General features: G+C 41.8%; 26 protein-coding genes. 16 read left to right on the forward strand and 10 right to left on the reverse strand.

The annotated features are described in order from the left end of the window. Nucleotides 1-43: 43 nt before the first annotated feature. Nucleotides 44-1162 (reverse strand): aspartate-semialdehyde dehydrogenase, encoded by a 1119-nt coding sequence (gene asd / locus FTU79_RS02440; protein WP_180005293.1) that lies wholly within the window; start codon nt 1160-1162, stop codon nt 44-46. A 183-nt stretch (nt 1163-1345) separates the two neighbouring features. Here asd and FTU79_RS02445 point away from each other — a divergent pair, with 183 nt between their 5' ends. Together FTU79_RS02445 and FTU79_RS02450 are read left to right on the forward strand one after the other, a co-directional pair. Beyond that, the gene (locus FTU79_RS02445) at nt 1346-2473 is read left to right on the forward strand and encodes an endonuclease/exonuclease/phosphatase family protein (protein ID WP_180048832.1); all 1128 of its coding nucleotides are present in this window, start codon (nt 1346-1348) and stop codon (nt 2471-2473) included. A gap of 371 nt (nt 2474-2844) precedes the next feature. Beyond that, nucleotides 2845-3150, forward strand: a complete 306-nt coding sequence (locus FTU79_RS02450; protein ID WP_257224235.1) for a hypothetical protein — start codon at nt 2845-2847, stop codon at nt 3148-3150. 179 nt (nt 3151-3329) lie between these two features. On the opposite strand, the gene FTU79_RS02455 is transcribed toward FTU79_RS02450, so the two are convergent. From FTU79_RS02455 to FTU79_RS02470, 4 genes are all read right to left on the reverse strand, one after another. Continuing rightward, complete coding sequence (locus FTU79_RS02455) at nt 3330-4442, reverse strand: glycosyltransferase family 4 protein (protein ID WP_180010178.1); 1113 nt, start codon at nt 4440-4442, stop codon at nt 3330-3332. Between the two features lie 33 nt (nt 4443-4475). Next, nucleotides 4476-5411, reverse strand: a complete 936-nt coding sequence (locus FTU79_RS02460) for a lauroyl acyltransferase (RefSeq protein ID WP_180048834.1) — start codon at nt 5409-5411, stop codon at nt 4476-4478. A gap of 99 nt (nt 5412-5510) precedes the next feature. Then, entirely contained in the window at nt 5511-6272 is a 762-nt protein-coding gene (locus FTU79_RS02465) for a 3-oxoacyl-ACP reductase (protein ID WP_180048835.1), read from the reverse strand. A gap of 186 nt (nt 6273-6458) precedes the next feature. After that, nucleotides 6459-8363 carry an ATP-binding cassette domain-containing protein gene (locus FTU79_RS02470; protein WP_078192744.1) on the reverse strand — a complete coding sequence of 635 codons (1905 nt, stop codon included), beginning with the start codon at nt 8361-8363 and terminating at the stop codon, nt 6459-6461. A 34-nt stretch (nt 8364-8397) separates the two neighbouring features. Between FTU79_RS02470 and FTU79_RS02475 the strand changes: the two genes are divergently transcribed. The 8 genes from FTU79_RS02475 to FTU79_RS02510 all read left to right on the forward strand — a co-directional run bounded on the left by FTU79_RS02475 (nt 8398) and on the right by FTU79_RS02510 (nt 16346). Beyond that, nucleotides 8398-8643 carry a SlyX family protein gene (locus FTU79_RS02475; RefSeq protein WP_078189840.1) on the forward strand — a complete coding sequence of 82 codons (246 nt, stop codon included), beginning with the start codon at nt 8398-8400 and terminating at the stop codon, nt 8641-8643. A 132-nt stretch (nt 8644-8775) separates the two neighbouring features. Then, nucleotides 8776-9777, forward strand: coding sequence for a hypothetical protein (locus tag FTU79_RS02480; RefSeq protein WP_180048836.1), 1002 nt, complete (start codon nt 8776-8778; stop codon nt 9775-9777). Nucleotides 9778-9802: 25 nt separating this feature from the next. Next, complete coding sequence (locus tag FTU79_RS02485) at nt 9803-10801, forward strand: PIN domain-containing protein (protein WP_180048837.1); 999 nt, start codon at nt 9803-9805, stop codon at nt 10799-10801. A gap of 61 nt (nt 10802-10862) precedes the next feature. Next, entirely contained in the window at nt 10863-11312 is a 450-nt protein-coding gene (locus tag FTU79_RS02490; RefSeq protein ID WP_180005286.1) for an ammonium transporter, read from the forward strand. A gap of 38 nt (nt 11313-11350) precedes the next feature. Continuing rightward, nucleotides 11351-13993 (forward strand): type I DNA topoisomerase, encoded by a 2643-nt coding sequence (gene topA, locus FTU79_RS02495; RefSeq protein WP_180048838.1) that lies wholly within the window; start codon nt 11351-11353, stop codon nt 13991-13993. Nucleotides 13994-14083: 90 nt separating this feature from the next. Further along, a complete protein-coding gene (locus tag FTU79_RS02500; RefSeq protein ID WP_180021114.1) occupies nt 14084-14887 on the forward strand; it encodes an NYN domain-containing protein in 804 nt (267 codons plus the stop codon). 1 nt (nt 14888) lies between these two features. Further along, entirely contained in the window at nt 14889-15647 is a 759-nt protein-coding gene (locus tag FTU79_RS02505) for a hypothetical protein (RefSeq protein WP_180007163.1), read from the forward strand. 126 nt (nt 15648-15773) lie between these two features. After that, on the forward strand, nt 15774-16346 hold the full coding sequence (locus tag FTU79_RS02510) for an HdeD family acid-resistance protein (RefSeq protein WP_180010185.1): 573 nt from the start codon (nt 15774-15776) through the stop codon (nt 16344-16346). Nucleotides 16347-16424: 78 nt separating this feature from the next. On the opposite strand, the gene FTU79_RS02515 is transcribed toward FTU79_RS02510, so the two are convergent. Beyond that, on the reverse strand, nt 16425-16874 hold the full coding sequence (locus FTU79_RS02515; RefSeq protein ID WP_168377894.1) for a carboxymuconolactone decarboxylase family protein: 450 nt from the start codon (nt 16872-16874) through the stop codon (nt 16425-16427). Between the two features lie 83 nt (nt 16875-16957). Here FTU79_RS02515 and FTU79_RS02520 point away from each other — a divergent pair, with 83 nt between their 5' ends. Then, nucleotides 16958-18127, forward strand: coding sequence for a glycerate kinase (locus FTU79_RS02520; protein ID WP_180048839.1), 1170 nt, complete (start codon nt 16958-16960; stop codon nt 18125-18127). A gap of 12 nt (nt 18128-18139) precedes the next feature. Here the strand turns inward: FTU79_RS02520 and FTU79_RS02525 are convergent, their stop codons facing one another. Both FTU79_RS02525 and FTU79_RS02530 read right to left on the reverse strand, forming a co-directional pair. Then, nucleotides 18140-18520 carry a S41 family peptidase gene (locus FTU79_RS02525; RefSeq protein WP_180048840.1) on the reverse strand — a complete coding sequence of 127 codons (381 nt, stop codon included), beginning with the start codon at nt 18518-18520 and terminating at the stop codon, nt 18140-18142. Nucleotides 18521-18616: 96 nt separating this feature from the next. Beyond that, nucleotides 18617-19252: a S41 family peptidase gene (locus tag FTU79_RS02530; RefSeq protein WP_180048841.1), complete on the reverse strand. Its 636-nt coding sequence runs from the start codon at nt 19250-19252 to the stop codon at nt 18617-18619. A 251-nt stretch (nt 19253-19503) separates the two neighbouring features. On the opposite strand from FTU79_RS02530, the gene FTU79_RS02535 reads away from it, so the two are divergent. The 5 genes from FTU79_RS02535 to FTU79_RS02555 all read left to right on the forward strand — a co-directional run bounded on the left by FTU79_RS02535 (nt 19504) and on the right by FTU79_RS02555 (nt 23198). Beyond that, nucleotides 19504-21492, forward strand: a complete 1989-nt coding sequence (locus tag FTU79_RS02535) for an ATP-dependent helicase (RefSeq protein ID WP_180048842.1) — start codon at nt 19504-19506, stop codon at nt 21490-21492. Between the two features lie 86 nt (nt 21493-21578). Next, nucleotides 21579-21830 (forward strand): RNA-binding protein, encoded by a 252-nt coding sequence (locus FTU79_RS02540; protein WP_078189697.1) that lies wholly within the window; start codon nt 21579-21581, stop codon nt 21828-21830. Nucleotides 21831-21872: 42 nt separating this feature from the next. Then, the gene (locus FTU79_RS02545) at nt 21873-22235 is read left to right on the forward strand and encodes an ASCH domain-containing protein (protein ID WP_180048843.1); all 363 of its coding nucleotides are present in this window, start codon (nt 21873-21875) and stop codon (nt 22233-22235) included. Nucleotides 22236-22310: 75 nt separating this feature from the next. Continuing rightward, nucleotides 22311-22814 carry a DUF6586 family protein gene (locus tag FTU79_RS02550; RefSeq protein WP_078189695.1) on the forward strand — a complete coding sequence of 168 codons (504 nt, stop codon included), beginning with the start codon at nt 22311-22313 and terminating at the stop codon, nt 22812-22814. A gap of 105 nt (nt 22815-22919) precedes the next feature. After that, nucleotides 22920-23198, forward strand: a complete 279-nt coding sequence (locus FTU79_RS02555) for a hypothetical protein (protein WP_078189694.1) — start codon at nt 22920-22922, stop codon at nt 23196-23198. A gap of 79 nt (nt 23199-23277) precedes the next feature. Here the strand turns inward: FTU79_RS02555 and FTU79_RS02560 are convergent, their stop codons facing one another. Next, nucleotides 23278-23520: a hypothetical protein gene (locus tag FTU79_RS02560; RefSeq protein ID WP_180048844.1), complete on the reverse strand. Its 243-nt coding sequence runs from the start codon at nt 23518-23520 to the stop codon at nt 23278-23280. A gap of 183 nt (nt 23521-23703) precedes the next feature. Further along, nucleotides 23704-25422 (reverse strand): cation:proton antiporter, encoded by a 1719-nt coding sequence (locus tag FTU79_RS02565; protein WP_180048845.1) that lies wholly within the window; start codon nt 25420-25422, stop codon nt 23704-23706. Nucleotides 25423-25513 lie beyond the last annotated feature (91 nt).

Here is a 25513-nt window from a genome sequence, read left to right on the forward strand (position 1 = left end):
CGATCAATTGTGATCGGCTTCTTGTTCAGAGACTTAAAAATGCTTAAGCATTTTTATAATCAATGAGAATTCTTAGCATACGACGTAAAGGTTCAGCAGCACCCCAAAGCAATTGGTCACCCACAGTGAATGCGCCTAGATATTCTTTACCCATGTTGAGCTTACGTAGACGACCAACTGGAACAGACAAGGTGCCAGTTACAGCAACAGGAGTCAGATCAGTCATTGACGCTTCACGCGTATTTGGCACCACTTTAGACCAATCGTTGGCACTAGCGATGATATCTTCGATTTCATCCAGTGGAACATCTTTACGAAGTTTTAAAGTCAAAGCTTGAGAGTGACAACGCATCGCACCAATACGGACACAGTGTCCATCGATTGGAACGATTTGCTGGTTGCCTAAGATCTTGTTGGTTTCAACTTGACCTTTCCATTCTTCTTTCGACTGACCGCTTTCAAGCTGTTTGTCGATATAAGGAATGAGCGAACCTGCTAAAGGCACACCGAAGTTTGCAGATGGGAAACCTTCGCCACGTTGTAACTGTGCAATTTTAGAATCGATATCTAAAATTGGTGAACGTGGGTCATCTAGCAAATCTTTGGTATTGTTGTACAAGTAGCCCATACCTGAAATCAGTTCACGCATGTTTTGCGCGCCTGCACCAGAAGCCGCTTGATACGTCATAGACGTTGCCCATTCCACTAAATTATTTTGGAATAGACCGCCTAAACCCATTAACATCAATGAAACGGTACAGTTACCGCCCACGAATGTTTTTGTGCCTTTTACTAAGCCGTCTTTGATTACGTTCATGTTTACTGGGTCAAGTACGATGATCGCTTCATCATCCATACGTAAAGTCGATGCCGCATCGATCCAGTAACCATTCCAGTTTTCAGCTTTAAGCTTAGGGAAAACTTCAGTCGTATAATCGCCACCTTGGCAGGTGATAATGACATCCATTTGCTTCAGACTATCAATGTCCGTTGCATCCATAAGTGCTGGGGCAGTCTTACCACCAAACGCAGGGGCTTCACCACCTGCATTACTGGTAGAGAAATAAAACGGTTCGAAATGAGCGAAATCGTTTTCTTCAACCATACGTTGCATAAGGACGGAACCAACCATCCCGCGCCAACCGACCAGACCTACTTTCATGTCACTTTGCCTCGGTGCGTTAAAAAATAAAAGGGGGTTCGAGTGTACCAAAAGGGCGCATAACTGCAAGCGCTACATAATGAAAACACCAATAATATTGTGCAATATATCTTGTTTATGTTACATGCAAAACTGATATAAATTTATGAATCAATAAAAAATAAAGAATATAAGGGAGGCGTGATGATTTGGATTGAAATACTAGCGGGCTTCGTCATTTGGCTGACATTTTGGTCACTGATCCCACGAGATGAATGGTGGTTTCGTGGTGCAGATTTTCCGCGGCTGCAAATCTTGGCTTTGGGCATCTTTGCCTTCATGGGCTTAATTTTATGGAATGCCGAATGGGACTTGGCGCGTGAAATCATTTTAATTGGTTTGATTGCCGCCTTGGCATATCAATTGAAAATGGTTTTGCCGTATACCTTTCTGTGGAAAAAACAAGTCAAACAAGTCCGATCAGACCAGTTAGATACACAAAAACAGATTTCAATCATTGTCTCCAATGTACTCACACCAAACACCCAATATCATTTGTTATTGGCACAAATACAGAAGCATCAACCGGACTTGGTCCTCACGCTAGAAACCGATCAAACTTGGCAAAATGAATTGGGAGTGATTGAGGCTGATTATCCTTACCGCGTTCCAGTGCCTTTGGATAATTTGTATGGCATGCATTTGTATAGCAAGTTAGAACTCACTGAAACTGAAGTTAAATTTATTCTCAGTGATGAAATTCCTTCGATTCATACCCAAGTCACCTTAGCATCAGGAAATCAGGTACAACTATATTGTTTACATCCCAAACCGCCAAGTCCAACGGAAGCAAAAGATTCAACCTTACGCGATGCAGAATTGCTGATTGTCGGCGATCAGATCAAAGATTTAGATGAAAGTTGCATCGTTATGGGGGACCTGAATGATGTGGCATGGTCACGTACCACACGACTCTTTCAACGGATCAGTGGGCTTTTAGACCCACGAGTTGGACGGCATTTCGTGAATACCTTTCATGCCAATTATCCACTGCTGCGCTGGTCGCTCGACCATATTTTTCATAGTACAGATTTTGCCTTAGTACACATGGAACGATTGCCCAATATCGGTTCAGACCATTTCCCAGTCTATGTGGTGCTGCAAACAGGTAGGGTCTTTGAGCAAATCCAAGAAGAATTGGAGCAAACGGATGAAGATGAACAAGAAGCGCAAGAGGCAATTCAGGAAGGCATAGAAAAAGCTGAGAAAGAGGAGAAAGTGGTGACCGATGAAATCGCCCGTGATTATAAGGATGGTACGAAGGCACCTTGATTTTGTTTGATTTAAGAGAAAAGTGTAAGAAATAGCTTACACAGCTTTCGGCTTCTGACGAATGGTCAGGTCAAGTGTATTGACTTATTCTTTGTTCATCGGCACATGGAACTGGGAACGGAACATCCCACTAAGGAAGACGAAGCCGATGGAAGCATCACGGAACGGATGCAGGAAAGGAAAGCCAATAAAAAATAAAAAGAATACTTGTGAAAGCACAACCTCATAGACCCGAGTTTTGCAGGATGCAGAACTCGGGTTTTGCTTTTGTGATATAGAATTTTTTGCTTTTCTTTTGATCAATTTCTTTATACAGTGTGCCAAGAAAAAAACGATGAATTTCCAATAAAAATATAGGTATGAGACGTTCTATGCTGTACGAATGGCACCAAAAAATATTGCAGATTACACACTTATCCACCGATGCACTTTCCATTTACCTTGGCTTAATACTGTTCTTTTTTGTGGCCTTTTGCCATCACCGCCAATTGAAATCACCTTATGCGATTTGGACTGTTGTGGTCGTCGCAGTGGGATTGGAATTGTTTAATGCACGCCATGATATTTTAGATAGAGGCTTTTGGCGTATAGGGCAAAGTTTGCAACATATTCTAAATGTCATGTTGTTGCCGCTGATCCTTTGCTTGATGTCCCGATACCGTGTGTGGAAGGACTAAGTGGAAGCGCGAAATTGAAGGGCTAAATGGAAGGATTAAATCGCCAGTTAAAAAATCCTAATAGAAAAAAAGATATTGTGAAATTCACAATATCCTTTCTAGATGCTGATCTAGGTGCTTAATAAAAAAAATTTTCCGAGCGCTATCCTGCACAGCAAAGATCTATGGCGTGTAGTCAATCAAGCTGAATGCTGAGAGACCACTTGCGTATACAACTCCAAAGTCTGATCACACATCTCTTTTAAACTAAACATGCTGATAGGCTGCACGTGTTGTGGTTGGTCTAAATGCAACTTTAAGGTGTCGAGTAATTGTGTTTCATCATCGACAGTGACTAAACCTTGCGGATAGACATTCGACAAAATTTCAGCTACGCCACCACGGTTCCAACCGATTACAGGTGTACCTACAGACAGTGCTTCAAGTACTGTCCGTCCAAAGGTTTCCGCTTGGCTCGACAAAGACAAAACCAAATCGCTAAAAGCTAACCATTCACGGATATCTGAACGATGACCGACAAAAGTAATCCGATCACTCAGCCCTTTAGCCGCAATACTGTCTTGCATTTCTTGTAAATAAGCCGCTTTTTTCGGATCTGCACCACCGACCACCACCGCATGTACGTCGGGATACTGTGTTTGTAGCTGTTCCATTAAATGGATCAGGGTTTCATGACCTTTCAAACGGGTGATACGGCCTGGTAAGCAAATCAGACGTTTATTTTCTAGTTCAGGGAAATCTTTTAGGGTTTGATTGAGCCACTGTGCTGAGGGTTGATAACCATGTGGAAAAGCAGCGGGGTCAATGCCACGATAAATACGCACAATGTCCTTGGTAGGACAGTTTTTGTAGTTGTCCGTGATGTATTTGACAACACTATCCGAGACCGCAATGACTTTTTCAGCCTGCGTCATGATTTGGCTGTAGCGATTAATCGAATAAAAGCCATGTACAGTTGAAATCAGGTGAGGTCGCTTGTTTGCAGGAATCCCTTTGAGGGCAAAATGCGTGAGCCATGCAGGAACACGTGAGCGCACATGCACGATGTCTGGTTGATGTTGCTCAATCAGTTTACGTAGAGGACGAATTTGCCATAAGCTCGATAAGGCTTTTTTATGGATTGCGAGCGTGAGGTGAGTTGAACCTTCAGCTTCCAATTGAGTTACCATGCGGCCACCATTTGAAACCACTAAGGACTCATGGCCAGCGGTCACTAAAGCACGAGCTATTTCTAAGGTTCCTCGCTCGACACCGCCACTGTTCAATTCAGGTAAAAGCTGCATCACTTTCATAGCATTTCTCTTTTTTTATGTGCTGAGTTGAACTCAATAGATTTTGTCATAGCCTTGTGGGCGGGTTTTAAAGCGGCGATGGAACCACATGTATTGCGTCGGTGCGATTCGCAGCTGATTTTCAATAATTTTATTGGTTCGAATAGCATCCGAAACTTCATCGTCACTTGGAAAATTGTCCAAAGCAGGTTCAATCAGCACATGATATTGAGGGTTGCTGATTTCGCCATCTCGATAAAAATACAACGGGATCGCTACCGCTTTAGCAATTTTTAATAAGCGACGATGTGCAGTAACGGTGGCTGCGGGAGTACCAAAAAACGGTGCCATGACCCCTTGTTTTAAACCAAAGTCCTGATCGGGACTGTACCAAATGGCATGGCTATTTTTTAGATTACGAATTAAGCCACGCATATCATCATGGTCGATTTGGTTGGCATAGATGGTGGCACGGCAACGCACAATCAACATATCCAACAGCGGATTATTTTGCGGACGATAAACCACATCCGGCTCAAAGAACTGTGCGCATAAATAGCCACCAGCATCAAGCAGAGTAGAATGTGTGCCGAGGAGCAAAATACCTTTGCCTTCAGCTTGTGCATTTTGAATATGCTCTAAGCCTTCAATTTGCACCCGATTTTTGAACCACTGCGGGCTGTACCATGCATTTAAGGTTTCAAAAATCCCAATCATTTGGTCGATAAAAACCTGTCGTGCATTGGCTTCAACTTGTTCTGCCGTCCATTCAGGAAAGCAAACTTCCAAATTGCGAATCGTGGTTTTACGACGTGATTTGAGATTATTAAATGCGACAGAACCGAGGAATTGCCCAAGTCGATACTGAATTGCCCACGGAAGAATCGCCAAAATCATAAGAAATACAATCCCTATCCAAATTCCCCAATACTGAGGAAGTAAGAAAGACCATTGGAATTTTCCGGGTTGATATGTTGGCTTTTGACTCATAGGGCTAAATCAAAGATTAAAAAATAGGGTTCAGTTTAGCATGAAGCTGAATTGAAAGAGAAAGTTCAACCTCATGCTGCATCAGACTTAACCTTTGACTTAACCTTTGACTAAACCGCCATCGACAATCAAATTCTGCCCGGTGACCGCACGTGAGTAAGGGGACAAGAACATCATGATGGCCGCAGCAAATTCTTCAGGCGTGGTCACTGTGCGTAAAGGTGTCGATGCCGCGATTAAATCAAACACGGCATCGGGTGTCGCTTTACTGGCATCGGTGCTTTGTAATAAGCCACCAGAAAGCATATTGACGTTAATCCCAAACTCACCCAGTTCATGCGCCGCTGTGCGGGTGAAGGCCAACAGCGCTGCCTTTGCTGCAGTGTAGTCGTGGTAAGGCACGACAGGGTTTTGTACCAGGTTGGTACCAATATTCACAATGCGACCAAAACCCTGTGCTTTCATCTTGGGAAGCGCCGCTTGAGTGGTGTTGAGTGCAGCGACGACTGCTCCATCAAATTGTTGCTGTAAGTGCTGTGCAGTCAGTTCTTCCATTTTAGGACGGGCATCGCCATTAAATTGAAAATGGATGAGGGCATTATTCACGACAGAGGTGATTGAGGCACCAAAATGTGCTCTTGCTGCGGCAAAAAGCTGTTCTACTTGAGCTTTATCAGTGACATCTGCTTGATAGGCAAACACTTGCTGAGGAAATGCGGTCGCCAACTGTTCTGCCGCAGTTTGACTGGATAGATAGTTCACGACCACGCGTGCGCCTTCAGCAATTAAAGTTTGGCTAATCGCCAAACCGAGGCCACGTGCGCCTCCTGTAACTAAAACAATTTGATCTGAAATTTGCATGCTCGTGACTCAATCTTATGTTGAACGTCACCATATCAAGCTTTTCACATTAGCGGAATCGTCTTTACAGATGCTGGATGCTCCAATTTGAAACTGAGTCATCCGATCTAATAATTTAGCCGAGTCATACGACATAAAAAAAGCCGTATCGAAATACGGCTTTTTCTGTGTGAAATATTTGTGGACTTAGCCTTTAGCGAGCGTTTCTAGCTCATCTAAACGTTCCATTTTTTCCAGCATTTCGTCATCAATTTCAGCAAGACGCTGTGATGCTTTGGTCGCAGCATCGGCGTCAGTCATGAACCAAGAACCGTCAGCTAATTTTTCAGACAATTCAGCTTGCTCTTGTTCCAATGCTTCAATTTCAGTCGGCAGTTGTTCTAGGGCACGTTGGTCTTTATAGCTGAGCTTGACTTTTTTAGGCACCGCAGCGGCAGCCGCTGCTTCGGCTTTAGCCATGGCTTTTTTCACATCGCTTTTTTGATCCACGACAGTTTGGTCAGGACGCTGTTCCAAATAGTCTTGGTAACCGCCGATGTATTCATCGATTTGACCTTTACCATCAAAGACCCAAGTTGATGTCACCACGTTGTCCATAAAGGCACGGTCATGCGAAATCAGTAACAGTGTGCCTTTGTAAGCGCTGAGCATTTCTTCCAACAGTTCAAGAGTTACCATATCCAAGTCGTTGGTCGGTTCGTCCATCACGATAAGGTTCGATGGTTTCAGTAGCAGTTTAGCCAACAGAATACGGTTACGCTCACCCCCAGAAAGTGCTTTAACTGGTGTACGTGCGCGTTCTGGAGAGAATAAAAAGTCTTGTAAATAACTGTAGATGTGACGACGGCTACCATTGACATCGACATGGTCTGAGCCTTCAGAAACGTTATCTTTCACTGATTTTTCAAGATCAAGTGCATTTCGAAGCTGATCAAAGTAAGCAACTTCAAGCTGTGTACCTGTTTTCACTGTACCAGTATGTTCTTGCTCACCCAAAATAGCTTTGATGAGGGTAGTTTTACCCACACCGTTGTCACCGACTAAGCCGATACGGTCACCACGTAATACCAGTGCCGAGAAATCTTTGATGATTGGCGCGCTGTTGCCAAATTGCACAGCTAAGTTTTCAATTTCAAAGACCACTTTACCTGAGCGCTGCGCATCTTGCGTTGCCATGCTCACTTTGCCTTGTTGTGAACGGCGCGCTTTAGACTCTTCACGCAATGCTTTTAAGGCACGAACACGACCTTCGTTACGGGTACGACGCGCTTTAATGCCCTGACGAATCCACACTTCTTCTTCAGCGAGTTTTTTATCGAATAGCGCATTTTGCTTTTCTTCCGCTTCCATTTGCTGAGCTTTGAGTTCGAGGTAACGTGAATAGTTACCTTCATAGCTACGCAAAATGCCGCGGTCAAGTTCCACAATACGGGTTGCGATGCTGTCGACAAATGAACGGTCATGCGAAATAAACAACAGGGTTAAGTTGTTTTGATCAAGCAGGAATTTTTCGAGCCATTCAATACTTTCAACGTCCAAATGGTTGGTCGGTTCGTCGAGTAGTAATACGTCGGGCTGCGTCAAGAGAGCACGTGCCAATAAAACACGACGCTTACGACCACCAGACAAATCTGCAAGGTCAGCTTCTGGGTCTAGGCCCATTTTACTGAGGATGGCATTCACTTTAGTTTCAAGTGACCAGCCATCCATTTGATCCATCTGATGTTGTAGGTTACCCATGCGCTCACAGGCGTCCATATCACCGAGTACGCAGGCTTCGCTGGCTTCATGATAAGCACGCAGTACAGTAGCGGCTTCACCTGCACCATCGGCAACAATATCAGCAACTTTGCCCGAATCCATGGGCACATCTTGAGCAAGCATTGAAATCGTAATGCCATTTTGTAATGAAACTTCACCGCCGTCTGGTAATAAAGTTCCCTCAATCAGTTTAAGTAAAGTAGACTTACCTTCACCATTACGACCGATTAGACACACTCGCTCGCCACGTTCTAAACTGAAGTTCGCGCCGTCGAGTAGGGAAGGTCCGCCAAATGCAAGCTGGACGTCCCTTAAAGTAATATAGGCCATAATGTTTCCTGAAATCTTATATGAGGAGTGTAAATTGACTACACAACAAAATCTTGATGAACAGGCGTCATTTTCCGCACCCATTGAAGATTTGCAAGTCCGAATTGCATTTTTAGATGATTTAGTTGACCAACTGAATGATCAAGTTGCGCGTCAAAACGCCGAAATCGCTGATTTAAAGAAACAAATGCAGATGTTGTATCGTCGTATTGAATCGGCAGATTTATCTGAAGGCATCGCAGCATTTGACCCAATGACCAACCGCCCACCGCATTATTAATGTCGATATTGAATGACAGGCAGATGACGAATCAGCGCCAAAGCTGTGGATTGGTGTAAATTTATTTGACCTTTTGCAGCGTGACAGGTCTAATGCACCGCATCTGCTGATCGAAACCCATTATTTCATCTCATGAGTCAAAAAGTTGTCCTGCTAGATTTGGAAAATAACCCGCCCACAGCAAATCTATTGCGCAATATCATTGAACATTACAGTACTTTGTATGTGTTTAGCTGCAATGGAAAATTTGAATATGCACTTGAAGATTTAACTGAAATTGCAGGGTGGATCGCGAGTGGTCAATTGGTGGTTTTGGATATTCCAGAAACGCCGCAAAAAGAATTTGAATATGCGGTAATTGTGGGGCAACTGATGGCCTTGATGGATCCAGATGCGCATATAGAAGTCATTTCAGCGATGCCGGATATTGCATTACTGATGGAACAATTGGATGGCTCTGGACTCAGCGCACATCTCATTCAAATTCAGTCAGAACAAGAAGTTTCACATAAAGTGAAGTATAAAATTCCTGACCTAGAAACCATTCGGAATAAACCTGATTTATTACTGATTAAACACTATTGTGATGGTCTGGAAAAACTCAGTGGCAAACCCAACAGTTTGGATAAACTGAAAAACTCATTGATGAATATTTTGCAAGTCTCTAGCGAAAAAGCTCAGCATTTGGTCGGTATGTTGATCAATCTAAAAATCGTCAAACGCTTTGATGAGCAGATTTCGATTCGAAAAAAAGTACTCAAACAATGGGTGCAGCTAGATTTAAATACGACTGCTGAAACAGCATTGCCGATAAAAACAGACCTGAATGCATTTACTGCTTCACTCGAAGAACAAACCTCAAATACTGATGATACGGCGTCGATGATTCAGGCTGCACAGCAAGGCTTATTTAAAAATTTTAATAAGATTGACCCGGTGCAAATGGAAGTGATCCGAAAATTGCATGAATTAAAGTCAGATAAACCAAAAGATATCTACGCCTTACGTGATTTATTGGAGCAAATGTTCCCACAATCTGATGTTCGACTATTACTTAAAGAGTTGATCGAAAAAGGATATATCTATTGGAATGGTCACGAAGTGCTGTATAGCCACGAGATGTTCCTGAATTAATATAAAATAATTAAATGGGTGAGCTATGAAAAAAATATTATTACTTGATATTGAAAATTTGCATAAAACTGAAAATGAGTTGCTAACTTATTTAAAGCAATACTCATCTATTTATTTAGTTTACGCCAAGTCTCCAATAAGTTTTAGCTTGGATGGTTTGGTTAAGCTCTCTCCATTTATTATGAATGGCAAACTAAAAGTATTAAAAATGCCAAAGATTGGGAAGGATGCAGCTGATTTTGGACTAACATTTATTGCAGGCCAACTTTCTACACAAGTTTCGGCTAAGGAATTTAGTTTTGATGTTATGTCTAATGATCATTCCATGGGGTATGTTGTTGATTTATTAAAAATAGCTAAATTTGAAGCTAAAATTATTCATGAAAAGCCGCTAGTTTCTGCTCATGTAATTAACGAAGTGAAAGCTGAGCAAAATGTGGGTGAGCTAATTTTTCAATATTGTGAATATTTAACAAAAAATGCAGCTAGACCTGCAAAGTTAGAAAGTTTATTAAACTCACTTAAAGCTATACTTAAAGTGAGTGATGATGTTGCCAAGGTTTTAGTTGAGTTATTAAAAAAACACAAAATTATCCGCTTGGATAATAGTAAAATATTTTATCAAGATCCAAGTTTGCAGAAGTTTTTGAAATTAAATAAACAAACTGCTGAAACTGCTGAAACTGCTGAAACTGCTGAAACTGCTGAAACTGCTGAAACTGCTGAAACTGCTGAAACTGCTGAAACTGCTGAAACTGCTGAAACTGCTGAAACTGCTGAAACTGCTGAAACTATTGAGCAAAAATTGATTGAGATAAGAAATAAATTACTCGCTCATATGGATGTAAATAACCATACTCCTCCTAAATCTTTAAGTGGTTTTACTAGTATTTTAAAGAGATGTTTGCCTGAAGATGATGTTATTAACTCATTAGAATTATTGAGGAAATATAGATTGATAGAGGTTAATAGTAAACGGCAAGTTAGTTATAACCCGATATTGCTAACTAATATTATTCATTAAGCATGCTTGCGTTTTATATTGCGCTTATGCAACTCTAATAAAGGAATATAAAGGTTGTGCTATGGAAAATACTGGAATCTGGGTTACTGTTTTTATTGTGGTCTTTGTACTTGGGTCGATTTTTGGACTTCGAGTAAATCCTAGAGAAAAAGCCTTAGGCATTATGCGCGAGAAGGCGCGTAAGATGGGGCTGCACCCACGTTTAGTGGCTGCACCTGCTTGGACCAAGATTCCAATGGCTTCTGAAAAACGTGCCAGTATGGTGGCGTATTACAGTGTGCTGATTCCAGATGCGCGTTTGCCTTTAATGCGTGCTTTAGTGGTCGATGACAAACTTGAACTGGTACATGGTGATGACAAGTTCAAGGATTTAGCCATTACATTAAAGGGCATTTATGCTATTGATATGCAGGCAAACTGTGTAGGACTCTATTGGAACGAAGAATCTGACTTAAGAGCCACACAGCTTGAAGATATGAAAGCATTTTTACATTCATTGGCTGAACTTTAAATTTTAAAAAACCTATTAAACAGGAATGATGGTTAACTATGGCGAACGCTCCTCGGTCCACATCTAAAAGTACCACAGCAAAATCTGCCGATGCTGGGAAAAAGCGTGCGTTAGTGATTGTGGAATCGCCTGCAAAAGCGAAAACAATCAATAAATATTTGGGCTCTGATTACATCGTAAAATCATCGGTGGGTCATGTCCGTGATTTGCCTACAGGTGGCTCTGCGAAAACAGCAGAGAAAAAGCCAGTAACTCGTGCGAAATTAACTGAAGCTGAAAAAGCCAAAAAAGCACAAAAAGCTTTGGTTAATCGTATGGGGGTAGACCCTGAAAATGACTGGAAGGCACAGTACGAAGTCCTACCGGGCAAAGAACATGTTGTTGCAGAACTGAAAAAGCTTGCATCGCAAGTTGACGAGGTCTATCTCGCAACGGATATGGATAGGGAAGGAGAAGCAATTGCTTGGCATTTAAAAGAAGTCATTGGCGGTGACGACTCACGTTATCAACGTGTAGTGTTCAACGAAATTACCAAAAATGCCATCCAAGAAGCGTTTAAACATCCTTCTCGCCTCGATACAGATAAAGTCAATGCTCAGCAAGCCCGTCGTTTCCTCGACCGTATTGTGGGCTTTATGATCTCGCCACTCTTATGGGAAAAAATCGCCCGTGGTTTATCGGCAGGTCGTGTGCAATCTGTGGCTGTTAAACTTGTGGTTGAGCGTGAACGTGAAATTCGTGCCTTCATTCCAGAAGAATTTTGGCAAGTTTTTGCAGATACCAAGTCGAAGAAAGACGATATCCGCTTAGAAGCAGTGAAGCAAAATGGCAAGACTTTAAAACTGCACAATAAAGCTGAAACGGATGCTTTACTGAACCTGATTAAAGATGCCGACTACACAGTTTCAGCACGTGAAGACAAACCAACCAAGGTTAATCCAAGCGCGCCTTACATCACGTCTACATTGCAACAAGCAGCAAGTACACGTTTAGGTTTTTCTGTGAAGAAAACCATGATGCTGGCACAACGCTTATATGAAGCCGGCTTTATTACTTATATGCGTACAGACTCAACATTCTTGAGTGATGACGCTGTAAATATGGTTCGTGGTCATATTGAAACTGAGTTTGGACAAAAATATTTACCGGTTAAACCAAATCGCTATGGCAATAAAGCTGGTGCGCAAGAAGCCCATGAAGCGATTCGTCCATCAAATGTTGCGCTAAAAGGCGATAGTTTGGTGGGTGTAGAGCGTGATGCGCAGCGTCTTTATGACCTGATCTGGCGTCAGTTCGTTGCATGTCAAATGACCCCTGCAGAATATTTATCATCAACGATTTTAGTCAATGCCAATGGTGTTGAACTCAAAGCCAAAGGCCGTACATTGGTCTTTGATGGTTTCACTAAAGTGCGTGGCCAAAACAAATCGGATGATGATGTACTGCTACCTGCTGTAAAAGTTGGGGAAGTACTCAAGCTTGAAAAATTAGATCCATCTCAACACTTTACTAAACCACCTGCGCGCTTCACTGAAGCATCATTGGTCAAAGAGCTTGAGAAAAAAGGGATTGGTCGTCCATCGACGTATGCTGCGATTATCTCAACCATTCAAGACCGTGGTTATGTGAAGCTCGATAACCGTCGTTTGTTCGCCGAGAAAATGGGTGAAATCGTGACAGACCGTCTCGATGAAAACTTTAATAACTTGATGAACTATGCATTTACGGCAGACCTTGAAGGCCAGCTGGATAAAGTCGCCGATGGTGATCGTAACTGGAAAGAGTTACTCAATAGCTTCTACGGTGATTTTAAAACACGCTTAACCACAGCTCAGGGTGAAAATGGCATGCGCCGTAATTTACCTGTAGAAGTGGATGCGGTGCACTGTAAAGAATGTGATCGTCCGATGCAGATTCGTACAGGGACTACAGGCGTGTTCTTGGGTTGTTCAGGTTATAACTTACCGCCTAAAGAGCGTTGTAAGGGAACTTTAAACCTGACACCTGTAGAATCATTGGCTGCACTGTCTGACGATGACTCGGCTGAAACAGCAGATTTAATGTCGAAAAAACGCTGTCCAATTTGTGAAACAGCCATGGACAGCTATGTGATTGATGGTGGGCGTAAGTTGCATATCTGTGGTAATAACCCAGACTGTGCTGGTTTTGAGCTTGAAGAAGGTGAGTTCAAAATCAAAGGTTATGATGGTCCAACCATTCCGTGCGACAAATGTGATGGCGAAATGCAATTGAAGACAGGCCGTTTCGGTCCTTACTTTGCATGTAATAGCTGTGACAATACACGTAAAGTGTTGAAGAGCGGTCAGCCTGCACCTCCACGTGTAGATCCAATTAAAATGGAACACTTACGTTCAACCAAACATGATGACTTCTTTGTCCTTCGTGATGGCGCAGCAGGTTTATTCTTAGCTGCGAGTAAGTTCCCGAAAGTACGTGAAACCCGTGCGCCTAAAGTCGCGGAACTACGTTCTGTCGCAGATCAGTTGGATGCGAAATATCAGTTTATCTTGCAAGCACCGGATGTCGATCCTGAAGGAAACCCAACATTGGTGAAATTCAGCCGTAAGAATCAAGCACAATATATTGGTTCTGAAAATGCTGAAGGCAAACAAACCAAATGGTCTTTGGTGTACCAAGATGGTAAGTGGGTTGAGGCTTAAGCTTTAAAATCAATAAAATGCTGACTTCGGTCGGCATTTTTTATGTCAGAATTAATCAAAATTTAAATGATAAAAATGATTGGGGGAATAGTGGAAATTCAAACAAAAAAGTTTGCTGTACTCATAGATGCGGATAACTCATCAATCAATGCTATTCCATCTGTGTTGGAAGAAGTTGCAAAATATGGAATCGCAAGTGTTAAACGAGTTTATGGAGATTGGAGCAGCGAAACCTTAAAAAATTGGCGTGAAGTCTTACTTCCTCATGCAATCACACCTGTTCAGCAGTTTGCTTACACAAAGGGCAAAGATGCAACGGATATGATTTTGATCATTGATGCGATGGATTTGCTGTACGCAGGTGCATTGGATGGCTTTTGTATTGTTTCAAGCGACAGTGATTTTACCCCTTTAGCATCTAGAATTCGTGAAAATGGGCTAAGTGTTTACGGTTTTGGAAAAAAGTCGACGCCAGAGGCATTTAAAAAAGCATGTGATAAATTTATTTATGTTGAAAACTTACTGCAAGATAATGAGCTAAAAAATACTGAAGAAGATCTTATTAATTCACCAATTAAAGAAGTCATTGAAAATACAAAAGTAAGTGAACCAAAGCCATCTGTGCAGATTAAAGAGAATACAATCACTGAAATCATTGATAAACCCACATTAAATTTGATTTATAAAGCTGTGAAAGATAATGCGGATGAAAATGGATGGGCCAATTTAAGTATGGTTGGGCAATATATCAGCGCAGTCAAACCTGACTTTGATTCTAGAAACTACGGTCGAGCAAAATTATCTGGACTAATTAAAACGCTAAATTTATTTGAAACAAAAATAGAAATGAGTCAAATGTATTTAAGAAAGATAAAAAAGCAGAGTACGATTTAAAATGTGGAAAAAAATTCGGGTACTGTGTTTATTGCTGATTTTACTAGTGGTCGCAGTCAATGCCTATAAAGACAAAAACCAAGACTGGAGTAAACCGATCTTTGTATTGTTACATCCAATTAATGCAGATGGTCGAGAGAGCACTCAAGCTTATATACAGCAGCTCTCTGTCAATGATTTAAATGATGTTCAACAATATTTACAAGCGACAGCACAGAAATACCGAGGGCAACCGACTTATGTGTATTTTAAGTTAGGTCGTGAGCTGAAAGTTTTACCTCCCAAAGTACCCAATGATGCTGGCATGTTGGACGTTATCTTATGGAGTTTGAAATTCCGCTACTATGCTTGGCAGCAGCATGAAAATGTAGATGGTGTTTCGAGTGTCACGCTATTTTTAAATTATTACGATCCGACCCAAACCAAAGAACTTAAACATTCCACAGCCTTGGAAAATGGTCGAATTGGATCTGTGAATTTATTTGCATCGAATAAACAGACAGCGCAGAATAAAATCGTTTTAGCCCATGAGTTATTACACGCTTTTGGTGCAACGGATAAGTATGATTTGGCTACAGGTCAGCCGATTTTTCCTGTCGGTTATGCAGAACCCCAACGGCAGCCTTTGTTTCCACAAAGCAAAGCTGAACTGATGGCAGGGCATATTCCTACCTCACAGACGCAAAGTAAAATGCCTGAAGATTTAGCTGATACTGTGGTGAATGACGTCACAGCGATTGAAGTGGGATGGAAAAAATAATGTGGATAAAACCTATCTTATCCACAGTCTAAATCAGCAGTGTGGATAAGATTTGGACTTTTCTTTCATTTTTCTTCATCATGAAGTTGCATAATCCATTGAATAACGAATAACTTGAGAAAAAGCATGAGAACAGTAGGCAACGATTTAATTCGCAGTCAGCTCCATGAAAACCGTAAGTGGTATCTCGGTTTAGGTGCTTTATTGGTGGTCTTCGGATTGGTCCTTTTGGCAGCTTTGCCATTTGCGACACTTACGGTGATTTATATTTTTGGTGTGCTGATGATGTTAGGTGGCGTAATCCATTTCATTGCAGCATTTAAAATTTTTGAAGGCGGTTACCGCTGGTTCTGGGCACTATTTGGTGTGCTGTATTTGGTCGCAGGCTATTATGCATTTTCAACGCCTGTCAAAACGGCCATTGTCCTGACCAATTTATTGGCGATTATTTTGATCATTGCAGGGGTCATTCGTATCTTTAATGCTGTGCTATTTCGAGCATTTCAAGGTTGGGGATGGACACTATTTTCAGGTCTATTGACCTTGATTACGGGTGTGATCATTTTGATGTCGCCTGATGCGCCATTTTGGGTATTAGGATTATTCTTGGCGGTTGATATTTTATTCCAAGGGGTCAACTACCTTACTTTGGCTTCTTATATTCGACGTGAAGTGCCGAAAAGCTCGGCAGAGCAGTAAGCTGCTTGCGGATCTGATAAATAAAAAAAGAGTGCTGAGGCACTCTTTTTTTTATTCACTTTTAATGTGTACAACCCGTTAAGGTTTAACGCTATAGCGGCTACTAATTGCAATTCGGTTCCATGTGTTGATCACAATAGCCAGCCATTCCACGGCACTGATTTGCTCATCTGTTAAAAAGGGCAAAGCATCTTCATAAACTGCATCGGGAACTTGGCCTTCAGCAATTAACGTGATCGCTTCGATCAAGCTTAAAGCCGCACGTTCTTTTTCATCGTAGTACGCAGTTTCACGCCATGCATTGAGTAGGCTAATACGTTCAATGCTTTCACCTGTTTTAAGTGCATCTTGCGCATGCATGCGAATACAGAACGCACATTCGTTGATTTGGGATGCACGTAATTTGAGTAAATGAGCTAATCCTTCACTTAGGCCAGCTTCATTTATTTTTTTCATTGCCAGTGCATCAAGTTCTGCGACTTTTTTATATAGCTCAGGTGCAGACTGACCTAGATTGATTCGTGACATTTCGAGCCTTTCTGATGTTTTTAGATATACCTGCTATTTTAAAACCGTTATGGTTGAGGACAAGTTTTATTTTGAGCATTTAGATGACCACTTTTGTTCTTGCGCCCGATTCATTTAAAGAAAGTATGAGTGCTCAACAAGCCTGTGACGCGATGCGGCGTGCAATTTTAAAACTCATACCTGATGCAAATGTCATCGCTGTGCCAATGGCAGATGGCGGTGAGGGAACTGTGGATGCGTTACTCAGTGCTTGCCACGGTCAAAAAGTGCCGATAGCGCTTACAGGTCCTTTGCCCAATCAACGTGTGACGACGTATTTCGGTTTGATTGACGGAGGAAAAACCGCAGTGATTGAAATGGCAAAAGCCAATGGAATTCATCTTGTCGATATGGCTCAGCGAAATCCATTACTGACGTCAACTTATGGTACGGGCGAAATGATCAAGGCTGCTCTAGACTTTGGAGTAAGTAAAATTATCATTGGCTTGGGCGGGAGTGTGACCAATGATGGCGGTGCAGGTATGGCGCAGGCCTTGGGGGCGCAATTTTTAGATGAAAATGGCTTCGAAATAGCAGTTTGTGGTGGTTATCTGGATCAAATTAACAGTCTTGATTTGACGCAGCTCGACTCACGTTTAGCGCATACAGAAATTATCATTGCCAGCGACGTCATTAATCCACTATGTGGTGAAAATGGTGCATCCCATATCTTTAGCCCGCAAAAAGGTGCAACGCAGGAGATGGTGCGTCAGTTAGATCGGAACCTCAATCATTATGCCAATGTCGTTGAAGCGACACTGGGTTGTACTTTACGTGATGTCGCAGGTGCAGGTGCTGCAGGTGGATTAGGTTTTGGGTTGATGGCTTTTGCGGGTGCATCGATGCAATCAGGTGTGGAATTGGTCATTGAACAATGTCAGTTGAATGAAAAAATAGCACAGGCAGATTATGTGCTGACAGGTGAAGGGAAAATTGATCATCAAACTAAGTTCGGTAAAACGCCATTTGGTGTGGCGCAAGTTGCAAAAAAGTTTAATAAACCTGTGATCGCCTTTACTGGTCTAGTGGGTGAGGGGATAGCAGAACTCTATGATTTAGGTTTCACACAGATTGTTGGGATTAATCCACCAGATTGTAAGTTGAAAGATACATTAAAAAATGCAGAAACATACTTAGAAAAAAGTTGTAAAGATCTCATCAATTCTATATGTAAAAGATCAGAACCTACTCCTCTTAAGATGGATCGGTTCTGAAAAGTGTTATTTCTATAAGCGATTTTCTAAATAGTGCTGTGCAAATGTAACTTCTGCTTGGTACTCGGTTAGATTTTGCGGTTTAGGGAGACGAATATTAGGTGCAATACCAATGTCGTCAATTTGCTGCCCGGTACGGCGGTGGATAAATGTGGTTGCATAATACAGTGTGAATTGTTGAGATGGCGTTTTGATGGTTCGAATATTTGAAGCATCTAAAGCCCCATAAGTGTTACGCCCCATGACTAAAACATTCGGATTTTGACGTGCGGTTAAAATAAACATTTCACACGAACTACCGCATTCTTCATCTGACAGAATAACAACTTTTTGGGGCGTAGCTTTTACGTCTGAATGGGCGATCACATATTTTTCCTCTTTCTGCTTTGTCATCCCAACCCAGCTATTTTTGTTGCTTTCAAGTTTAGCAATCATACGATTAAATTCTACCTTGATTTCTCCATCAGGTAAGGTTTTGGCTGTTTCTTTTCATGATTGAATATTATCTGTAGATGCATAAATTTGGGGCATTTCAAACCAATACTCAGCTGCTCCCAAAAGTGGATAAAGGGGTTGTGCTGATGTATCAAAACCGCCTGAGTTTTTGCGTAGATCAAGAATTAAAAAACGTGCGTCTAACACTTGGTTTTGATTGTCTTGAATGATCTTTTCAAGTTGATTTTGAACAGACAGATCAAAAGTTGGGATGGTAATTAAGGTTGTCTGCTCGGATAATTTTTGCGTGGTCACGAGATTGCTTGATTGTATTGTTGAACTCTCTGTGATGGCTTCTGATATGGTTTTTTGGCCTAAGCTCAGATGGCCTTTACGAATAGATTTGAGAAAGTGATTGGTAATTTCTTTACAGGCATCGACCGAATTTACTTGTGTAATTTTAGTGTTTTGCTCATTTATGACCTTTTGAATATTTTCTGGATAGTTGTCCCAGTTTTTTGCTCGAATACCAGCATCATTTTTGAGTATAAATTCAGAGCTAAAGTTAAAATCTTTTTGGCACTCACTAGGTGTCATGGGACTAAGTCCATCTGCAGCTTGAATACTTGGGCTTAGAAAAAAACTACCACTCAGTACCAACAATGAAAGCTGTGAACATTTATTGAACATGTCATGATTCCTAGAGATGGTTATTTTCTAAAGTTATAAGCCTATGGATTTAAATAGGTCTTTGTTTTTCTAATGATATTGAATTGTAAATCTACTGATTTTTTACTGTATAAACAATGAAAATTTTAAATGAATAGTCATGGTTAAAACGGTGTGTTTCCGCGTCAAGTTGAGTCACTTTGTAGTCGTCTACGCTGTGAATTTAGGGTAGCTCTGTTAAACTACCAATTCACATAGCACGATGAGACACCATGAGTTTAGCCAACCTGATTGATGAATTAAATCCTCAACAAAAACAAGCCGCAACAACAGAAGCACAGCATAGCTTGGTTTTGGCAGGAGCAGGTTGTGGTAAAACCAAAACCATCGTAGCGCGTGCAGCTTATTTAATTGATCAAGGCGTGCCTGCCAATCAAATTCAAATTTTGACTTTTACTCGCCGTGCGGCCAGTGAAATTGTCGCTCGTGTGGAGTTGGCTCTAGGTGAGCAAGCCAAAGGGTTACGTGCATCAACCTTTCATACCTTTTGTATGTACCTCTTGCGCCGTATTCCAAAAGCCTTTGGTCTAGAACAGTTTTCGATTATTGATCGTGATGATCAACTCATGATGTTCCGCCTGATTCGTGGCCGTGATGATAAGAAAAACCCCAATCACTTGCCCAAGCCGAAAGAACTCTGTGATCTGTATTCCTTTGCGCGGAATACGCGCCAAAAACTTAGCATTGCCATGGAAAAGCAAATGCCTGAGTACTTTGCGTTGAAAGATCAAATCGCGGATATCATGAAAGAATACGAAGCTCGTAAACGTGCGCGTAGTTTTTTAGATTATGACGATATCTTGGCGATTGTGGCGAAAGCCTTGGCGGAATCAGATGGACTGGTCGATTATGTCGCTTCAATTTGTCGCCACATGTTGGTTGATGAAATGCAGGATACCAATCCGCTGCAATGGGCGTTACTTGAGCCACTAAAGGACCGTGCCAGCTTGTTCTGTGTCGGCGATGATGCACAGTCCATTTACGGCTTCCGTGGTGCAGACTTTGAAAATATTCATCATTTCAAAGAGCGTGTACCCGACGCACAGATTTTTAAACTCGAAAAAAATTATCGTTCAACCCAAGAAATTTTAGATCTGTCGAATTGGTTGTTGGATGAAAGCGAAATTAAATATGACAAACGCTTAGATGCTTATCGTGGGGAAGGGATTAAGCCGAAAATGCATATTTTCCCGAATGAGTTTGATGAAGCCAAATGGATTGCCATCGACATCAAAGAACGTCATTACCTCGAAGGCAGCAAATGGTCGGATCATATGGTGCTTGTGCGTTCAAGCTTTGCTGCTCGTCATATTGAAGCAGCCTGTATTGCCGCAAACGTGCCGTATCGCTTTATTGGCGGAATGAAATTACTTGAAACAGCCCATGTCAAAGACTTGCTCAGTGTGCTGCGTGTAGTGGCCAATCCTTTAGATGATATCGCGTGGATGCGCTTTTTAACCTTGTGGAATGGTGTGGGTGATGTCGGTGCGAGTAAGTTATCGCAGCAGATTTTACTTGAGCCAGAAATGCAAGCCATTGCAACCAAGTTGGAAAATTTTGGCAAAGTACCTGACCAAGCGATTCTGATGATGAAGCAAATGTCGGTGTTGAAAGATCAGGTCAAAGAATGTGTAAGCTTGGCTGTTCAAGCGATTTCTGAGCAGCTAGAAGAAAACTATAAAAAAGATTGGAACCGCCGTCAGGGTGATTTTGATTTGGTGAAACAACTGGCATCCAAACATACGCAGTTGAGTGAATTCTTAGAAGAATATGTCCTTGATCCAGTGTCCATTTCTGAAATTGAACGCCAATCTGACAGTGATGTCGTGACTTTAATTACCATTCATTCGGCAAAAGGAACGGAGCAAAAAGTCTGTTATGTGGCGAATGTCACGCCAGGGCAATACCCGCATGCACGTGCCCAAGGCAATTTCGATGAAGTGGAAGAAGAGCGTCGCGTGTTATATGTAGCGCTGACACGTGCGCAAAATGAACTGATTTTGACTAAGCAAAACTTGAACCACTGGGCGCGTGAAACTGTCGATGAGCAAGGGCGTAAAGTAGAAAGTTACTTTATGAATGATTTAACTCGAAATTTATGTAGTTTGGAAACACACTATAAAACCCGTCAGCAAACCGTAAAAAGTGCGTTAATCGAAAGAAAATCGATTAATTTAGATTTTGGTATCGATCTCGATTAAAATAGATTTTTGACGTGATTTACACGCAAGTTAAAAAGCAAAATAGACAAATGCTTTTTGATGATGCTGTCTATTTGGAAGATTGAATGAAAATTTTAGTACGTAACTTAGAGCGTTCAGTTACTGAAGCAGAATTGGTTGAACTGTTTAAACCATTTGGCGCAGTAGAGTCTGCTGTTGTTGTTATGGATGCAAGCACAGGTAAATCGAAAGGGTTTGGTTTTGTCGAAATGCCAAATGGTCGTGAAGCTGTAAAAGCGATTAAAGGCCTGAATACTTTGAAAGTCAAAGGTGCGGGTATTCGCGTAAAAGCGGCTGAAGATAAGCCTAAAGCATAAATTCAAAAAGGAGCGTAACGCTCCTTTTTTTATCGGTGATCTATGAAAAAATGCTACTCGGCTTTGTCTATTGTTGCGCCATCTGGTTCGAACATTGCGTGTGGGCTTAAAACGCTTGAAGTCCGCTCATGGCAGCCCGAACATTTGCCTTTAAAAGATTTAGTGATCGTGGAAAATCAACGCTACTTACATGAAAGCGGAGATGAAGATATTGGACGTGCAGTGGCGAAGGTCGATGTATATGACGTTCATGCATGGACTGAAACAGAGGTAGAGCAAGCGCAGGCGACATATTGGGCAGCAGGGTACTGGGCTTGGCGTCTGGAAAATATCAGGATGATTGATTGGGATATGCCTGTTCCTGCCAAGCGTGACATTTATTTAATTGAAATCGATCATCCATAATATTTATTGTGAATTTCCTAAAAATCCGTTTAAGCTTATTCATGTAGAAAAACGCCAAAATTTAGGGAATTGTTCATGTCTCGTGTTGCTCGCTTTCATGCTGATCGTACCAATCAAAAGTTATATTTTACCCGTCTTGCATGTCAGCAAGCTGAGCAGACCGATCATGTTCAACAAGCTCAGGCTTATCGCGAAGCAGCAGTTTTTCATTTGCATGGTGCAGTACTTGCGTTTTTACAAGAGTTGGTGCGTTACTATCGTTTAAATGATCCTGCGCCCACGTTAAAGTCGATTGAAACGCTGATGGCTGAAAAAGGTCAGGTATCACCTGAAGTGACTGTTATGCAGCAATTGGCAAAGCAGGGTTTTATTGCAGAGCTGAAACGCGCACATCGTATGTGTCAGTATGCACCTGAACCGTCTGCACCAGAGCCAGAAGATGAAACGTCTTCAAATTTAATTATTAAAGTCACTCAAACACCGCAAGCATGGTTGCCAGATACCGCTATTTTGCGTGAATGGCATCGTGATCTAACCCAATTGATTGATGGATTTCGTAACGAGATGGTGGAGTTCTAATCGGACTATTGCTACTTGAAATAAATTTATTTAACCCGATATAAGATTATCTAAGTAATACAAAGTGCAGATGCCTTTATCACCATGTTGCGCATGGAGGGATATATGTCTATAGAACAGTTGAAAGAACTCTTTGGGAACCAGGAAGCAATTTTAGAGCTGGTTCAATTGGAAGGTGGTGAGTTGGCATTGCGTAATGCAGGCTCAGAAAAAGAACCTTTGGTGACTATCCAATTCAATGAAGAATTGCGCAATATTTTGGGCGATCAAATGAATGTGATCGCTCAGCAAATGATTCAGGCTGCACTGTTTGGTTTGTTAGAAAAACAAGTGGATGAATGGCATGCTGAAGTGGTCGATGAAAAGCCTAAATATATGAGCTAATCATATAGCTGCTGATTTTGTGGATCATGATGAGGAAAACGCACCTTTCGGTGCGTTTTTTTTATACCCAAAATGGCACTTAGATTTTGCCCAGTTCAGCAGGTGAGATCAGCATCGAACCTAAAAATACAATGAAGACCCCGATGAGCTGTAAGAAAAATGGATTTTTGGCATCTTGCCAATACAGAATTAGAAAGACGATGGAAATGGGATAAAACAATAGACAGCCTAGTCCCCATAAAATACTGGTTTTAAATGCAGCGATGAGAAAGCCCAGACCGCCAATTATAATAATGGCAAGGCCTAAATAAAGAATGAACATGTTTATCTCGTATCTTGTTTGAAGTATTTAACATGATGCTTCGTTTGATGCTCATTTTATCAATATGTTTTTTAAATTCAATTATTTGTAATTTTAAAATTACTGAATTTTATCAGTTTAAAAAAGGCGATGCTTTAATGCATCGCCTTTTTGGTATTGCCCCTAAGCGTTTTATTTAGGCACTTAGTGTGTCGGTGTTTGGTGATGGGCAATTTGGATTTGATTTAAAATATGATTGCTCATATTTTTCGCCATTTCCTCTTTGGCATAATAAACCTCACCGACATTGTCACGACGAATGACTTCAGCTTCTTCTTTGCTTTCCGCACAAACCAACACTTGGATAGACGGATTCAGCATTTTGGCAATGTCGACAATTTTATGAATATCTAAAATATCCATGGGTGAAATGACCAAAAGGCGTGCGTGTTGAATATGGGCTTGAATTAAAACGCCGGGTTCTGTTGCCACACCAGATACCGCAGCGATGCCTTTTTCCCGTAAGTTTTCCACGATTTCACGGTTTTCTTCAGCAATAACCACTTTAATGTTTTCATTCATTAATTCGCGGGTAATACGACGACCGACTTCACCATGACCAATCAGCACCACCTGATCACGTAGATAATCCTGTGAGACCTCATCCGGCAACATGGCCAATGGGTCACTACTACGTTCCAGTAAACGAGCCAAATTCGAGCGCTCACGGATGAGTCGCTGCATAGGCTCGATGGCAGAAAATACAAATGAATTCAGCGTAATCGAGATTAAAGCACCTGCCAGTATCAGATTTTGTCCTTCCATAGAAAGGAGGTTTAGAGATACACCCAAGGTCGCCAAAATAAATGAGAACTCACCAATTTGCGCCAAGCTTGCCCCAACGGTTAATGCGGTATTGATGGGGTAGCGGAAGAACAATACTAATGCCATTGCAGCGATGGTCTTACCAATCATGATAATGCCGACTACTGCTAAGACATGAAGTGGTTGTTCAATCAAGATCCGTGGATCAAACAGCATGCCGACGGAGACGAAAAACAGAATCGAAAAAATTTCACGAAGCGGAAGAGTTTCTTCTTCTGCACGGTGACTAAAGTCAGACTCTTTGACCACCATACCGGCAAAAAATGCGCCCAGTGCCATGGATACACCAAATACCTTGTAGGCACCAAAGGCAATAGATACGGCTGCTGCAACCACGGTGAGCGTGAATAATTCACGTGAGCCTAAGCGCGCAACCACTTGCATAATCATTGGCACTAAGCGTTTACCAATGATCAGCATGAAGGCAATAAAGCCAGCAACTTTGAGTAAAGTTAGACCTAAGGTCAGCCAAATATTTTCATCGGCACTGCCTGATGTGAGCGGTTGACCGCCAAGCAGTACGGCAGTCGCAGGTAGAAGGACCAGGACCAGAACCATCACCAAGTCTTCAACCAAGAGCCAACCCACGGCAATTTTACCATTGACGGAGTTGAGTAAGCCGCGATCACCTAAGGCTTTGAGTAGAACGACAGTACTTGCACACGACAAACTTAAGCCAAACACTAAGGCTGAGCCCATGCTCCAGCCCCAAAGCATGGAAATTCCCATACCGAGTAAGGTCGCCACTGCAATTTGTAAAATGGCACCCGGGAGGGCAATACGACGGACTTGCATCAAATCATTGAGTGAAAAGTGCATACCCACGCCAAACATCAGGAACATGACACCGAGTTCGGCCAATTGGTTAGCGAGATGGATATCGCCAACTACCCCAGGTGTGTTTGGGCTAATAATAATACCGGCAATCAGATAGCCGATAAGGGGAGGAAGTCGCAGGCGTGCAGCAATATAGCCAAAAATTAAGGCAAAACCAAAGCCAACAGCAAGTAATATTATGAGTTCTACATCATGAGGCACTAAAAACTCCTTAAGCCTAAGTTAAGGGTAAAAAAGACAAGCACAAAAAGTGCCAAAAAGCATTTTGAAAGTTTAGCAATTCGAATAAAAA

Source organism: Acinetobacter sp. YH12144 (genome assembly GCF_013418345.1).
In the GTDB taxonomy this organism is placed as follows: Bacteria; Pseudomonadota; Gammaproteobacteria; order Pseudomonadales; family Moraxellaceae; genus Acinetobacter; species Acinetobacter amyesii.

What these genes read in the sequence shown, in the direction of transcription:
- FTU79_RS02550 (WP_078189695.1), top strand. Translation starts at nt 22,311, where the DNA reads ATGTCTCGTGTTGCTCGCTTTCATGCTGATCGTACCAATCAAAAGTTA.
- FTU79_RS02525 (WP_180048840.1), bottom strand. Translation starts at nt 18,520, where the DNA reads ATGACAAAGCAGAAAGAGGAAAAATATGTGATCGCCCATTCAGACGTA.
- FTU79_RS02540 (WP_078189697.1), top strand. Translation starts at nt 21,579, where the DNA reads ATGAAAATTTTAGTACGTAACTTAGAGCGTTCAGTTACTGAAGCAGAA.
- FTU79_RS02545 (WP_180048843.1), top strand. Translation starts at nt 21,873, where the DNA reads ATGAAAAAATGCTACTCGGCTTTGTCTATTGTTGCGCCATCTGGTTCG.
- asd (WP_180005293.1), bottom strand. Translation starts at nt 1,162, where the DNA reads ATGAAAGTAGGTCTGGTCGGTTGGCGCGGGATGGTTGGTTCCGTCCTT.
- FTU79_RS02555 (WP_078189694.1), top strand. Translation starts at nt 22,920, where the DNA reads ATGTCTATAGAACAGTTGAAAGAACTCTTTGGGAACCAGGAAGCAATT.
- FTU79_RS02490 (WP_180005286.1), top strand. Translation starts at nt 10,863, where the DNA reads ATGGAAAATACTGGAATCTGGGTTACTGTTTTTATTGTGGTCTTTGTA.
- FTU79_RS02450 (WP_257224235.1), top strand. Translation starts at nt 2,845, where the DNA reads ATGCTGTACGAATGGCACCAAAAAATATTGCAGATTACACACTTATCC.
- FTU79_RS02455 (WP_180010178.1), bottom strand. Translation starts at nt 4,442, where the DNA reads ATGAAAGTGATGCAGCTTTTACCTGAATTGAACAGTGGCGGTGTCGAG.
- FTU79_RS02445 (WP_180048832.1), top strand. Translation starts at nt 1,346, where the DNA reads ATGATTTGGATTGAAATACTAGCGGGCTTCGTCATTTGGCTGACATTT.
- FTU79_RS02530 (WP_180048841.1), bottom strand. Translation starts at nt 19,252, where the DNA reads ATGTTCAATAAATGTTCACAGCTTTCATTGTTGGTACTGAGTGGTAGT.
- FTU79_RS02510 (WP_180010185.1), top strand. Translation starts at nt 15,774, where the DNA reads ATGAGAACAGTAGGCAACGATTTAATTCGCAGTCAGCTCCATGAAAAC.
- FTU79_RS02520 (WP_180048839.1), top strand. Translation starts at nt 16,958, where the DNA reads ATGACCACTTTTGTTCTTGCGCCCGATTCATTTAAAGAAAGTATGAGT.
- FTU79_RS02465 (WP_180048835.1), bottom strand. Translation starts at nt 6,272, where the DNA reads ATGCAAATTTCAGATCAAATTGTTTTAGTTACAGGAGGCGCACGTGGC.
- FTU79_RS02470 (WP_078192744.1), bottom strand. Translation starts at nt 8,363, where the DNA reads ATGGCCTATATTACTTTAAGGGACGTCCAGCTTGCATTTGGCGGACCT.
- FTU79_RS02460 (WP_180048834.1), bottom strand. Translation starts at nt 5,411, where the DNA reads ATGAGTCAAAAGCCAACATATCAACCCGGAAAATTCCAATGGTCTTTC.
- FTU79_RS02515 (WP_168377894.1), bottom strand. Translation starts at nt 16,874, where the DNA reads ATGTCACGAATCAATCTAGGTCAGTCTGCACCTGAGCTATATAAAAAA.
- FTU79_RS02485 (WP_180048837.1), top strand. Translation starts at nt 9,803, where the DNA reads ATGAAAAAAATATTATTACTTGATATTGAAAATTTGCATAAAACTGAA.
- FTU79_RS02560 (WP_180048844.1), bottom strand. Translation starts at nt 23,520, where the DNA reads ATGTTCATTCTTTATTTAGGCCTTGCCATTATTATAATTGGCGGTCTG.
- FTU79_RS02505 (WP_180007163.1), top strand. Translation starts at nt 14,889, where the DNA reads ATGTGGAAAAAAATTCGGGTACTGTGTTTATTGCTGATTTTACTAGTG.
- FTU79_RS02535 (WP_180048842.1), top strand. Translation starts at nt 19,504, where the DNA reads ATGAGTTTAGCCAACCTGATTGATGAATTAAATCCTCAACAAAAACAA.
- topA (WP_180048838.1), top strand. Translation starts at nt 11,351, where the DNA reads ATGGCGAACGCTCCTCGGTCCACATCTAAAAGTACCACAGCAAAATCT.
- FTU79_RS02480 (WP_180048836.1), top strand. Translation starts at nt 8,776, where the DNA reads ATGAGTCAAAAAGTTGTCCTGCTAGATTTGGAAAATAACCCGCCCACA.